Here is a 12886-nt window from a genome sequence, read left to right on the forward strand (position 1 = left end):
TAGTAACAAAAGAAAGGACTGTTCATTCAAATGAAAATTCAATTGGCTTTAGATCGCTTAACAATTCCAGAAGCAATTCGCTTAACCAGTTTAGTAGAACCAGATATTGATTGGATCGAAGTAGGAACCTCTCTAATCAAAGAATTTGGTATGGAAAGTATTCGAGAAATGAAAAAGGTATTTCCACATAAAACCATTCTTGCTGACACGAAAACAATGGACAATGCTAAATATGAAGCGGAGATTAGCTTCACTGCTGGAGCAGATATTATCACTGTTATGGGAACTGCCCCAAAAGTAACCATTGAAACCTGCATAGAGATCGCTAAAATTTATCAAAAAAGAGTGATGATTGATTTATTAAACACGTCCAGTGAACAGCTAAAGTCACTTCTCACGATTGAAGATGCTATTTTTTGCTTACATATCAGTAAGGATGAACAAGAATTAAGTGGGAAAAATGAATGGAAAAATAGCCAGATTCTAGCCGCATATCCAACTTCTTCACACACAATCGCAGCGGCAGGAGGAATAACAATAGATTCTTTACCACAGCTTCTTGCAGATGGTATCGATATAGCTATCATTGGCTCTGCTATTACAAAAGCGGTCAACCCATCAGAAGCAGCAAGACAATTTAAACAACTAGCAAGAGGAGGCGTTTATATTAATGAGTAAGCTTACTGCTATTCAACAGGAAATCCAACTCGTTCTATCACAGGTTGATGAAAAATTATTAATAGAGGCAGCTGCTTTAATCAGAGGAAAAAAGAGGATTTTTGTTGTCGGAGAAGGTAGATCTGGTTTAATGGCCAAATCCTTTGCCATGCGATTAATGCATTTAGGTGCAACTGTGTACGTAGTGGGAGAGACCATTACCCCTTCTATCTCCAATGAAGATATGTTAATTGCTATCTCTGGTTCTGGTAAAACAAAATCGGTCATATGGACGGCTGAAACAGCCCATAAACTAGGTTGTAGCGTTTTAGTCTTAACTACTGATCCTAGCTCCCCACTTGTGGAAGAAGCGACGGATACAATCTGTATTCCCGCAAGCACAAAATATCGAAAGGCAACAGAGGCGAAATCTATACAGCCTCTTGGTTCTTTGTTCGATCAATGTGCCCATATTGTTTTTGATGCTATTTGTCTAAACTTTGCTGAGATAAATGCGATTGGATTTGAGGAAGCCTTTAAGCGCCATAGTAATATGGAATAATAAATTTTCTCTTTTGAAAGAAGGAAGACTACATCCATTCTGCAGTCTTCCTTTTTTTCTCTAGGCATCAAGAACAGTCGATCCTCGAACAATAAGCTTCGGTTCAAAAATATGTTTCCCTTGATTTTTATTTCGTTCATTTATTTTCTTTAGAAGCATACGGGCACAAGCTTCGCCCATTTCCATTAACGGCTGTTTGATTGTTGTGATTGTAGGAGAAGAAATTCTATCTAAAAATACACCGTCAAATCCGGTTACAACATAATCTTCTGGCACACTTTTTCCAGTCTTCTGTATTGCACGAATCACACCTGTAGCAATACGATCAGAAGCGCAAACAAATCCAACTTGCCCCTTTTTCTTCGTTAAGAAATCGGATACTTTTGCCTCTGCCTCTCTTGAGCTGTTTTTCACTCTTAAAATTACCCCTTCTGCATGTATTTCGGCGAGTGCTTCCATAAATCCGGCCTCACGAAGCTGTTCAAAGGGCTCTTCCTCGTCAATTCCAATAAAAACAAGCTGTTCATATCCTAATTCTAAAATATGTTTTGTCGTAACATAGGTACCTTTTTTATTATCCACATCAACAAAGTCGTATCCATGCAAATTCTCGCCAAATAAGACGACTGGAATTGCTAATTTTCCGATAAAAGGATAATCGGGCTCCCTCATCCCTGTAACAATAATACCATCACATCTTCCTATATTAAGTGACGTCCTTGTTACAAGCTGCAAGGAATAATGATTCTTATCCAGTTCTCGGCTCATACCTGTTAATAAATTCATATAATAAGGTTCAACCGTGTCCATTTCCTCTAAAATTAATAATTTTATCACTTGTGTTCGATTATTAACCAAAGCCCTTGCTGCATAATTAGGGACATAATTTAACTCCTGCATTGCTTGATATACTAGCTGCTTTAATTCATCTGTCACTTGCTCTGGATGGTTTAATACTCTTGATACAGTCATTTTCGAGACATTTGCTTTCTTTGCCACATCTGAAAGTGTTGCCAAAGGAACTCCCCCAGTATTTATATAATTTATTCACACACAAATTGTAAGCGGTTAATCACTCTACCTATTATCATAATTATTCTATAACAAAAATTCTACCCATAAAGTAATACTTCCATCAGTATCTCGTTCTTCCATCCCTACAGAAATTCGTTCAACCATTCGAACACTTTACGGCCAGTCATCATCTATCCTCTACGAAATCTTCAAAGCTTGCACTTAACTTTGAGTGAGGAGAAATAACGATTGGGTAAATATCTAAACTTTTCTACAAATATGCTTGATAAAAACAGCGATTGGGTTGATAATAGAGGAGTGCAAACGTTTTCCTTTTATCTATTTATATTATAATTGTTTTTTGCTCGATACTCAACTTCAAAATATGCAAACGCTCGCGTAGAAAGGGAGATTTTATGTTAAAAGAAGCTATTTATCATCGACCAGGCAATAATTTTTCTTATATTTATAATGACGACACCGTACACATCCGCTTGCAAACAAAAAAAGCGGATATAGATTCTGTTCAGCTCATTTTTGGAGACCCTTACATTTTTGTTAATCAAGCATGGCAATATGAAAAGGCAGCAATGAAAAAAAGCGGAAGCACGGAGCTTTATGATTATTGGTTTATTGAAATAAAACCTGAATACCGACGCTTACGTTACGGATTTGAACTTTTATCTAATGGGGAAACACTGATTTATACCGAAAAGGGATTTTATGAAGAAGTTCCAACGGACGATACTGCCTATTATTTTTGTATTCCTTTTGTGCATAAAGAAGATTCCTTTAACGCTCCAGACTGGGTACAAGATACAGTTTGGTATCAAATTTTTCCAGAACGCTTTGCTAACGGCGACCCGGCTCTTAATCCCGCCGATACGTTAGAGTGGGGAAGCACAGAACCAACGCCAACTAATTTCTTTGGTGGTGACTTCCAAGGTGTTATTGATCATGTAGATTATCTTGTTGATTTAGGAGTTAACGGGGTTTATTTTACACCAATCTTTAAGGCATATTCCAATCACAAATATGATACGATCGACTATATGGAAATCGACCCACAATTTGGAGATAAACAAACGTTTCAAAAGATGGTAGATGTTCTCCATGAAAATGGCATTCGGATTATGTTAGATGCTGTCTTTAATCATAGTGGCTATTTCTTCCCTCAGTGGCAAGATGTCATGGAAAAAGCAGAAGAGTCTGCTTATAAGGATTGGTTCCATATTCGTGAATTCCCAATTCAAACTGCGCCAATTCCAAACTATGATACTTTTGCTTTTACCCCATTTATGCCAAAGCTAAACACAAGCCATCCAGAAGTAAAGGAATATTTACTAGAGGTTGGCCGTTATTGGGTAAGCGAATTCGGCATCGATGGTTGGAGGCTCGATGTAGCAAATGAGGTTGACCACCAATTCTGGAGAGAGTTCCGTACAGAAGTAAAAGCATTGAATCCAGATGCTTATATACTGGGAGAAATATGGCATGACTCCATGCCCTGGCTACAAGGAGACCAGTTTGATGCCGTAATGAATTATCCCTTTACAACAGGTGCTGTAAATTTCTTTGCGAAGGATGCGATTACGTCTGCAGCGTTTAAACATACAATTACCAACGTGCTTCATATGTATCCAAACAGCGTAAATGAAGTATCCTTTAATCTATTAGACAGTCATGATACGCCACGCATCTTGACGGTTGCCAATAATCGAAAGGATAGAGTAAAGCTACTTTATTTATTCCTTTTATCTTTCACAGGAACACCTTGTATCTACTATGGGGATGAAATAGGGATGGATGGCACACAGGATCCAGGATGCAGAAAATGTATGGTGTGGGAAAAAGAGAAGCAGGATCTTGATATGTTTGCCCATATACAAAAATTAATTAGCCTTCGTAAAAACCATCCTGCATTCGGTAACAAAGGGTCATTTGTCTTTTTGGAATCAGCTAATAATAAGATTGTGATGTACCAAAAAACATATAATGAAGAGCAGATTATTTTCTCTATTAATAATACAGATCAAGAGCAAACTTTTACGATTCCTGTACAAGATATCGATAATAAAAATGTTCACAATCTTTATCATGATAAGGAAATTATCTGGAGCTTAGAAAAAGAACTAACACTTTCTCCAGGTGAATTTTCGATTTTGCAGTTTAAGACTTCTAATTAATATACAAGTAAGCAGTTTTCGGAAAGCGAGACTTTGGAGTAAGATTGGAAGTCTCGTTTTTTATTTTTCTCCTATGGAATTGCGGTTTTTCTGCTTTTGGCTGCTATTTTTGGTTTTCAATCCCTTTATGAACCCCACTTTTCCTGCCGATCCCTCTGCTGTTGGTTTTCATCCTCTTTATGAACACCATTTTTCCTGCCGATTCCACTATTTTTGGTTTTCATCCCCTTTATGAACGCCACTTTTCCTACTGCTTCCGCTATTTTTGGTTTTCACTCCCTTTATGAACCCCACTTTTCCCGATGCCCCCACCGCCTGTGGCTTTCATCCATCTTATGAACGCCACTTTTCCCCGATGCCTCCACCACTTTTGGCTTTCATCCGTCCCCTTTATGAACCACTATCACACCAAAAACAAAAAAGGAACAGAGCGCATCATACGCTCCATTCTCCTGTCCCCTATTATTCAGCTAACTTTTCCTTTAATCGTGCAAGAGTAATTTCTGCAGTACTGCCTACTTGCCAATCTGCTAATTTCATCCGTTCAGGTGTTCCAACACCAACCGCAAACATATTTGCTCCCTTTATTGCCTGAATGCCTGCCTCGGCATCCTCCACACCAACACATTCATTTACTTGTAACTGCAATTGCTCTGCTGCTTTTACAAAGATCTCAGGATTAGGCTTTCCTTTTTTTAAAGTGCCAGGATCTACAATGGTATCAAAGAAAGACGTTACTTCTAATCTATCTAAAATTACTGGTCCATTTTTGCTTGCCGACGCAAGACCAATTTTCAAACCTGCTTCTTTACATTCTGTCAAAAACGCTTCAATCCCTGGCAATAAATCATTAGGGGTAATTTCTTTTATTAGTTCTTGATAATACGTATTTTTATCATGCGCCAGCTCTTCCACATGTGCTTTGGAGAATTGCTCACGTATTCTGCCATAATCCAATATTTTATAAAGCGAGTCCATTCGACTAACACCTTTTAACTCTTCATTAAACTCGCGATTAAACGGAACGCCAATTGCTTCAGCTGTCTTCTTCCATGCTAAATAGTGGTACTCTGCTGTATCTGTAATAACTCCATCTAAATCAAAAATTATACCTTTTAACAAACTGTATCCCTCCCTATTTAAAGCCTGCTTTCATTCCATTCTAATGCCTGCCTTTCCTCATATAGCATTAAAATGATAATTAATCAGTGCTCCTTTCCTTCTACTATTTATTTCTTTCCAACAAACTCTTTTTCTAATAAAATAGCTTTACCATATAACTGAATTTCTAGTGGGTTTCCAGATAGAAGCTCTAATTTTACATCAACAGAAGTGGTTGTTACTTTAATCAATCGATTACGATAATTGATTGTAAAGGAGTAACTATTCCAACCCTTAGGAACAAATGGCGCAAAGGAAAGAGTCCCTGTTGCTGTGCGCATCCCGGCAAATCCTTGTACGATAGCTAGCCAGCTTCCAGACATACTAGTAATATGCAGCCCATCTTCTGTATCATTATTATAATTATCTAAGTCTAATCTAGCCGTACGTTGATACATTTCATATGCCTTTTCCTCTAGCCCAATTTCTGCTGCTAAAATAGAATGAACACATGGTGATAGACTTGATTCATGCACCGTCATTGGTTCATAAAAGTCAAAATTGCGCTTTTTCTCTTCTAAGCTAAATTCATGATTTAAGAAATACAATCCCTGTAAAACATCAGCCTGTTTAATGAAACAGGAGCGCAATATTTTATCCCAAGACCAATTTTGATTAAGCGGTCTTTCTTCTTTTAATAAGGTATCCACTGGACGAAGATCCTTGTCTAGGAACGTGTCATGCTGGACAAAGATACCTAATTCTTCATCTACAGGGAAATACATCTTATCGATAATTTCCTGCCATTTAACTAACTCACTTTTTCCAATGTTTAAGTCTGCCTTTCTTTGCGGAGCAGCTTTTTCAAGTAATGCTAATGTGTATCTAAGTGTCCAAGTTGCAATCTTATTTGTATACCAATTGTTATTTACATTATTCTCATATTCATTTGGTCCTGTTACCCCATGCATCATGTATTGATCATTCTTTTTCGAATAGTGTACACGATCTGCCCAAAAGCGGCTGATTCCTACTAACACATCTAATCCTTCATTTAATGCATAGGTTTCATCGCCTGTATATGTTGAATAATTAAAGATTGCATGTGCAATAGCACCATTTCGATGAATTTCTTCAAAGGTAATTTCCCATTCATTATGGCACTCTACACCAGTGAAAGTTACCATTGGATATAATGCCCCTTTAAGCCCTTGCTGTTTCGCATTATGTTCTGCGCCAGGAAGCTGTTGATGTCGATAACGCAACAACTGTTCTGTTACTTTAGGCTCTGCAACCGCTAAATACATCGGCACAATATATGCTTCTGTATCCCAATAAGTGGCCCCTCCATACTTTTCTCCTGTAAAGCCTTTTGGTCCTACATTCAGGCGAGCGTCCTCCCCATAGTAAGTAGAGAATAATTGAAAAATATTAAAACGTATTCCTTGCTGTGCTTCTTCGTCTCCTTCAATTTGCACATCTGCCTTTTCCCAGCGTGCTGCCCATGCTGCAATATGCTCTTCCTTTAAAGCGGCATATCCTTTTTCTTGCGCTTTTCTTGCTAACATGTCAGAAACTGTTGCTAGTTTTTCTTCTTCCCAATCACGAGAAGTTGAAATTGCCACATACTTTTGAAGATAGATGGACTCCCCTTGATTAATCTTATTGTTATATGCATTAGCAACATACATTGTTTTTTCATTATAAGAAGTCACTTCTAAGTGACTAATCGTATTAACCATCGAAGCTGAGACTGCGAACCTTGGCGTACCAAAAGGATTATCAACCGTTCTCATTATTAGGTTACCTGAATTGGCTTCAACCTTTCTTCCGATTTCTCCCCAAAATTTCTCATCATAGTTGGAGTCTTCATTTGTTACATCTCCATCTAGATAGGGAACCAATTCAATCTTAGGTGCTCCTTTTAGTGCAGTTACCTTTATATCTATTGCACAAACCTCTTTTGCAACAATGCTTAAAAAACGCTCAAACTCAAATTGGATTTGATTTTCTCCTTTTTGAAGGATAAAGCTTCGTTTTAAAATCCCTTCCTTCATATCTAGCTCTAGGTGAAAATCAATCAGATTTTCTTTATACAAATCTACTTTGGTACCGTCTACATAAATATCTACACCAATGAAATTTAGTGCATTAATCACTTTACCAAAATATTGAGGATAACCATTTTTCCACCAGCCAACTCTTGTTTTATCAGGGAACCATACACCTGCAATGTACGTACCTTGATGAAAATCTCCTGAATAGCCTTCTTCAAAGTTTCCGCGCATCCCCATATATCCGTTTCCAATGGAGGTTAGACTTTCCTGCAATCGCTTTTCTTTTTTTTCCAACTTATTTGATATTAGCTTCCAGCTGTTTATTTCGAAAAGGCGCTTATTCGACATAATCTTCTCTCCCTATGCTTTATCTGAATCTACCTTTAATCCTTTTTCCTTAAAACCTGTTCTAAAAAATGCAAATGCAATCATTAATACCGTTCCAAGTCCTTGAATCATGATTAATGTCGCTACATCAAATTGAATGAATCCATAAATTACTGCTAAAATGGTTGGTAAACCTGCTGCATTAAGGACAATGTTCGCTGCCTCTTTAAAGGTTCTTATATTCGTAATATTGGATTTCTTTGTTAGCCATAAAACAAGTGACATAAATAGAAATTGCAGCACATTCATCGCTATATATAAACCAGCTAGTAATAGTAACAGGATTGGCAGAAGAAAGGCTTTGTTCTGCACATACCATAAAGTTCCGATATATTGCAGGACATCTTCCTTGCTTTCTATTTTAAAAGGATATTTCTCCTCATTTGTTGGATAATACAATTGAAATCCGAATCCATTATCTTCCGCAATTACTGCATAGTCTTCTTTAAAAACAACGGCATTGGCATATCCTTTTATACCAAATGTCTGATCTTCCCCAGTCATCTCATATTTATTGTCTTTGTCAATTGCAATAACATTTCCATCTGTTTCTTCTGCATATTGATTCTCTACTCCCATTAGTTTTCCATCTTTCACTTGCTTAGAGGACAATGCTTCAACAAAATCATCCGTTATTAGTTCGGCTGTCCGAGGAAATAAAAATTCAAATGGGAAGGTAGTCAATTTAGCCATTTGAATAGAGGTCGGCATCATCATGCATGCAATTAAGAAAATAAAAAGGAAAATCATTTTTGGCCATGTTAATAAATTCTTACCCTTAAATACATTTGTAGGTGTAATAATTGACTTAAAATATTGCATCAAAAATGGTTCCGATTTCTTCATTGTACTCCCACTCTCTTACTTTAAAATTCTTCGTTGTTTCTTAATATGTTTTATTGTCGGGGGTGTCGCATCACCCACTGGTTTTTAACAGCCCCCCCAGAAATAATATTTTCTAATTTTTATCCTTTTGAACCACCGCTAGTTAACCCAGATACAAAGTTCTTTTGCAGGAAGAAGAACAAGACAACAATTGGCAATGCCGCAAGAACCGCTCCTGCTGCAAATAGTGCTACCTTTTGTTCACGCGGGTTGGAAATTAATGTTTGCAGTCCAACTGCCAATGTTAATAATTCGTTGGAGCGCAATAAGAACTTTGATAATAAGAAATCATTAAATGGTGTCATAAATGCCCATAAAGCTTGAACGGCAAGCATTGGACGCACCAATGGCAAATTAATTTGGATAAAGATTCTCAAATGACCTGCTCCATCAATACGAGCACTTTCGTCAAATTCACGTGGAATGGTATCAAAGTATCCTTTCATTAACCATACATTCATCGGTATTCCACCGCCGATATAGATTAATGATAGTAGCCAATAGGAATCGATTGCTCCAAGTACAGTTGCTAGTACGTAATAAGCAGTTAATGCTGCCATTGTTGGAACCATTTGAATAACTAAGAAGAAAATTAAGCTATATTTTCTTCCTACAAAGCGATAACGACTGAATACATATCCAGAAAGAGTTACCAATGTTACTTGCACAATCATTACTGCGATAGCGATAATAATCGTATTTTTATACCAGCTTAAATAATTGGTTTCACTGAAAAGTCTTCGGAAATTATCTAGTCCCCAGTTTGCGTCTAATTTCAACGTAAATGCCGCCATATTGGTTGCTTGAAATGCACTTGATGCTGTTACCAATAATGGGTAAATGATTATTATTGATAGGATTCCGAGAAAACCATACGTCAATATTCTATTTATTAGTCGCGATGCTTTCATACTCATCCTACATCATCTCCTCATTGCCAAAAGCATTAGTTTTCTTAAACGTTATGAGTGATACCGCAATAACGATTGCAGATATGATCAGTGTTACCGCTGCTGCAACAGCATATTGTGGTGCTTGACCTGTCGTAAGCTTATATATCCAAGAAATGAGAATATCTGTTGATCCTGCATTCCAGCCAATACTTCCCGGACCACCTTCATTGAATAAGTAGATGATAGAGAAGTTGTTAAAGTTAAATGTATATTGCGTAATCATAACTGGCGCTGTAGCGAATAAAATCATCGGTAATGTAATGTTGCGAAATTGCTGCAAAGCAGTTGCTCCGTCAAGGTTTGCCGCTTCATATAGATCATCTGAGATAGATTGCAGTACTCCAGTTACCATGACAAAAATATACGGGAAGCCAAGCCATCCTTGAATCATAATTAGCGCGGTTTTTGTCCAAGTCGCATCTGTCTTCCAAGAGATTGCCGGTATATCAATGAGCGGAAGGTGATTAATCAACGGAATTACTTGGGCGTTGATGGCACCAATACTGTCATTGAACATATTAGAGAATCCCATGATAGAAATAAATGCTGGTACTGCCCATGGTAATAAGAATAGAATCCGGAAAAATGATTTTCCTTTTACATGTTTTTGATGTAATACAACTGCCGCAACGACTCCAAGAACAATTTGTAAAGTGGTTGCTCCAAATGTCCAAATCAATGTCCATACTAGAATTTTCATAAATGTTGCTCGATAAGAACTTAAAAAGAATATATTTGTAAAGTTCTCAAACCCAATCCAATCAATTAGCTTAAATGGTGGGATATGCTGAAAATCGTAATTTGTGAAAGCGATAAACAATGTAACTAATACTGGGAAAATAATGATAAAAGCCATTAATATATAGGATGGAAATGTAAAGATATAAGGGAATCCTTGCTCCCAAAGATTTTTCAAAATATCAAGTGTCTTTGTATTAATCTTTTCTCCTCTGTCTCTTAAAGTCCCAATTTTGCGAGCATCAAGGATATTCAAGATATAGAAGAATAAAAAGATAACAGATAAGATTAATTGCAATGTTCCTTTAATCATTAGGAATAACGAGTGATCATCACGAGGTATGCTTCCTAATGTAATTAGTCCTTCTAAAGCCTGAAACCCAGTAAGCGTCATCTCTATAGCAAACACTAAAAAGAGAGCAAAGAAGATTATTCCTTTAAATGCTTGTTTATTATAAAACTGTCCTAACCCAGGAATAATGGATAACAGGGATGCTTTCTGTTTATGGTTTGTTTCTTTTTTACTCATTATGGGCTATCCCCTTTCTTTAAATTGCATATTGTTGCATATATGGTAATTTATTGATTTACCAAAAGAAATCATCACTCGACCAACTTTTTTTGATAAACCAATTTGTATTTGAAAGCATTTTCGAATGCAAACGATTGCGTTAAGGAAAGAAGAAATTTCTAATTATCTGCTGTGATAATTAGAAATTTCGACTGAAGGGAACTAAATACCTCCCTCCCCTTTTCATAACTTATTTGTATTTTTGTTCAATTGATTCTTTAATATTTTTCACTGTATCTTCTGCAGATTGTTCAGGTGTTTTTGCACCAGAAACTGCATCAAACATTAGGTATTGTCCACCGTCCCACACTTCTGCCATTTGTTGAATATTAGGCATTGGAGAAGCGTTTTCAAAGTTTACAATAACAGCTTGTGCTAATTCGTTATCTGCAGGAACTGCTTCACGTGCGATAGTGTTTGCAGGAATTTCGTTTGTTGCTTCAAAGAATTTTGTTGAATTATCAGCATTACCAACATACTCTAACCATTTAGCAGCTAATTCTGGATTTTGAGCATATGAAGAAGCTACCCAAGCTTTTCCTCCACCAAATGCAGCGAATTTTTCACCGTTTGGTAATGTAGGAATTGCACCAACACCATAGTTTACACCTGCATCTTTATAAGTAGATGCCATCCATGGACCATCAATAATTACTGCTGTTTTACCAGTAGTAAACATTTCCGTAATAAAGTCACCAGAACCAGTTACGTCTTGCATACCTTTCGGCCATTGATCGTACCAAGTTTTTGCATACTTAATCGCATCAATTGTACCTGCATTATTTAAACCGATATCAGTTGGATCTGTTCCTTCGCTTCCAAATGCATATCCACCATATCCTGCAACTAATCCATAGCTAAAATAGAAGTCTGTCCATTTTGCTAAGAATGCAGTGTTTTTGCCTGACTCAGATGCGAATGCATATTTGCTATCTTTTGTTAATGCTTCTACCTCTGAGAAATCTTTTGGCATTTCGCTAATTAAATCTTTATTATAAAAACCTACTAAAGTTTCGATAACAAATGGTGTACCATATTGTTTTCCTTCAAACGTTACTAGCTTTGATTCTGTATCTGTAATTCCTTCTGGCTGTGTTGTCACTTCAGCTAAATGACCTTGGCTACCCATTGAACCAACACGGTCATAAGGAGCGATAAATACATCTGGACCAGTTCCGGCAGGACCATCTAATGCTAAAGCATCTGCTTGATCTGTCATTGCCATTACTACTACTTTTACTTCTGCATTATTTTCAGATTCGAAATCACCTTTAATGCTTTCAATATATTCTTTATACCCATCGCCATCAACTGACACGGTTAATGTTTGTTTTCCGTCAGTAGATTCGCCTTTTGAACTATCTTTTGTATCATTGCCGCAAGCGGTTAAAGAGAATGCAGTAAGTAATGCTACTCCTGACATTAATAGTTTTTTATAGCTTTTCATGAAATTTTCCCTCCTTGTTTATCTCACATTCTCATTGTAAATTTGAAACCGTTTTAATGCAATCGCTTTCTCTGTGTTACCGATAACAGAATGTAACATCCACACACATCAATGCATAGATTACCTAATGTTGGGTAAATATACGTTAATTTGCGTGTTTTCTATAGTTTAACCGTTATTTGGGATTAGTGGTGATTTGATGGGGTTCCTTCCTCAGTTACTTCTTTGACTTTGTTTTTTTGCTTTCGGGCTCAGAGGGGGCTCTCTGTTACCTTTCCGCCTTTCTTTTCCTGTTTTCGGGCTCAGAGACGGGCTCTCTGTTACCTTT

Annotated in this window: 10 protein-coding genes; 3 read left to right on the top strand and 7 right to left on the bottom strand. The window is 37.0% G+C overall.

Features of this window, described 5'->3' with window-relative positions:
- Nucleotides 1-30: 30 nt before the first annotated feature.
- Nucleotides 31-678 (top strand): 3-hexulose-6-phosphate synthase, encoded by a 648-nt coding sequence (gene hxlA, locus ADJ83_RS06840; protein WP_031537665.1) that lies wholly within the window; start codon nt 31-33, stop codon nt 676-678.
- Nucleotides 671-1219, top strand: coding sequence for a 6-phospho-3-hexuloisomerase (gene hxlB, locus ADJ83_RS06845; RefSeq protein WP_031537664.1), 549 nt, complete (start codon nt 671-673; stop codon nt 1217-1219). The genes hxlA and hxlB overlap by 8 nt, the downstream gene beginning before the upstream one ends.
- A gap of 60 nt (nt 1220-1279) precedes the next feature.
- On the opposite strand, the gene ADJ83_RS06850 is transcribed toward hxlB, so the two are convergent.
- Nucleotides 1280-2236, bottom strand: coding sequence for a LacI family DNA-binding transcriptional regulator (locus tag ADJ83_RS06850; protein ID WP_031537663.1), 957 nt, complete (start codon nt 2234-2236; stop codon nt 1280-1282).
- A 413-nt stretch (nt 2237-2649) separates the two neighbouring features.
- Here ADJ83_RS06850 and ADJ83_RS06855 point away from each other — a divergent pair, with 413 nt between their 5' ends.
- A complete protein-coding gene (locus ADJ83_RS06855) occupies nt 2650-4419 on the top strand; it encodes a glycoside hydrolase family 13 protein (RefSeq protein ID WP_048717282.1) in 1770 nt (589 codons plus the stop codon).
- A gap of 462 nt (nt 4420-4881) precedes the next feature.
- On the opposite strand, the gene pgmB is transcribed toward ADJ83_RS06855, so the two are convergent.
- The 6 genes from pgmB to ADJ83_RS06885 form a co-directional block, all read right to left on the bottom strand.
- Nucleotides 4882-5541: a beta-phosphoglucomutase gene (pgmB, locus tag ADJ83_RS06860; protein ID WP_048717284.1), complete on the bottom strand. Its 660-nt coding sequence runs from the start codon at nt 5539-5541 to the stop codon at nt 4882-4884.
- Nucleotides 5542-5648: 107 nt separating this feature from the next.
- On the bottom strand, nt 5649-7925 hold the full coding sequence (locus ADJ83_RS06865) for a glycoside hydrolase family 65 protein (protein WP_048717286.1): 2277 nt from the start codon (nt 7923-7925) through the stop codon (nt 5649-5651).
- A 12-nt stretch (nt 7926-7937) separates the two neighbouring features.
- A complete protein-coding gene (locus ADJ83_RS06870; RefSeq protein WP_048717288.1) occupies nt 7938-8810 on the bottom strand; it encodes a DUF1189 family protein in 873 nt (290 codons plus the stop codon).
- Between the two features lie 119 nt (nt 8811-8929).
- Nucleotides 8930-9766, bottom strand: a complete 837-nt coding sequence (locus ADJ83_RS06875) for a sugar ABC transporter permease (RefSeq protein ID WP_048717290.1) — start codon at nt 9764-9766, stop codon at nt 8930-8932.
- 1 nt (nt 9767) lies between these two features.
- A complete protein-coding gene (locus tag ADJ83_RS06880) occupies nt 9768-11069 on the bottom strand; it encodes a sugar ABC transporter permease (protein ID WP_048717292.1) in 1302 nt (433 codons plus the stop codon).
- Nucleotides 11070-11301: 232 nt separating this feature from the next.
- Nucleotides 11302-12558, bottom strand: coding sequence for an extracellular solute-binding protein (locus tag ADJ83_RS06885; protein WP_048717294.1), 1257 nt, complete (start codon nt 12556-12558; stop codon nt 11302-11304).
- Nucleotides 12559-12886 lie beyond the last annotated feature (328 nt).

The organism is Bacillus sp. 522_BSPC, assembly GCF_001076885.1.
GTDB lineage: Bacteria > Bacillota > Bacilli > Bacillales > Cytobacillaceae > Niallia > Niallia hominis.

Bases quoted from the DNA above. Each gene is read 5' to 3' on its own strand.
- hxlA (WP_031537665.1), top strand. From the start codon at position 31: ATGAAAATTCAATTGGCTTTAGATCGCTTAACAATTCCAGAAGCAATT.
- hxlB (WP_031537664.1), top strand. From the start codon at position 671: ATGAGTAAGCTTACTGCTATTCAACAGGAAATCCAACTCGTTCTATCA.
- ADJ83_RS06855 (WP_048717282.1), top strand. From the start codon at position 2,650: ATGTTAAAAGAAGCTATTTATCATCGACCAGGCAATAATTTTTCTTAT.
- ADJ83_RS06865 (WP_048717286.1), bottom strand. From the start codon at position 7,925: ATGTCGAATAAGCGCCTTTTCGAAATAAACAGCTGGAAGCTAATATCA.
- ADJ83_RS06870 (WP_048717288.1), bottom strand. From the start codon at position 8,810: ATGAAGAAATCGGAACCATTTTTGATGCAATATTTTAAGTCAATTATT.
- ADJ83_RS06875 (WP_048717290.1), bottom strand. From the start codon at position 9,766: ATGAGTATGAAAGCATCGCGACTAATAAATAGAATATTGACGTATGGT.
- ADJ83_RS06880 (WP_048717292.1), bottom strand. From the start codon at position 11,069: ATGAGTAAAAAAGAAACAAACCATAAACAGAAAGCATCCCTGTTATCC.
- ADJ83_RS06885 (WP_048717294.1), bottom strand. From the start codon at position 12,558: ATGAAAAGCTATAAAAAACTATTAATGTCAGGAGTAGCATTACTTACT.